Origin of the sequence: Ochrobactrum sp. SFR4 (assembly GCF_019730395.1) — a bacterium.
Lineage (GTDB): Bacteria > Pseudomonadota > Alphaproteobacteria > Rhizobiales > Rhizobiaceae > Pseudochrobactrum.
The window spans coordinates 1-328 of record NZ_JAAPBB010000479.1 but is presented as its reverse complement, the minus strand read 5'-3'; the positions used below and the strand labels follow the sequence as shown (position 1 = coordinate 328).

Genomic DNA, 328 nt, shown 5'->3' with positions numbered 1-328 from the left:
TGACGAGCGGGGTGACGGCAATCTGATTTGAACCTTCCTGCAGGGCATAGACCTGAAATGAATCGGCGCGTCCTACGACAAAGCTTGCGATCGGCCATGCTTTGCCGGTTCGGTCATAGAACGCCATGACCGAAACTGTGTTCGGTGAGGTAAATAGCGTCTGCAATGACTGATTGGATTTCAGGGACATGCGAACCGCGTCCGATATAGGCTTCGCCCTGAAGCCGCTTGGTGGCATTGCAGCGGCCTTCTGGCTTTCATCGACCCTGCGGCGATAGTCGCGGATAATCTCGGGCGACATAGGCATAAGGCTCTGAACAGTCGCGCC

General features: G+C 55.8%; 1 protein-coding gene. It reads right to left on the bottom strand.

Features of this window, described 5'->3' with window-relative positions; translation table 11 throughout:
- The coding region (locus HBA93_RS19890) for a DotH/IcmK family type IV secretion protein (protein WP_221724433.1) at positions 1-307 on the bottom strand (307 nt) is incomplete at its 3' end.
- Positions 308-328: the final 21 nt, after the last annotated feature.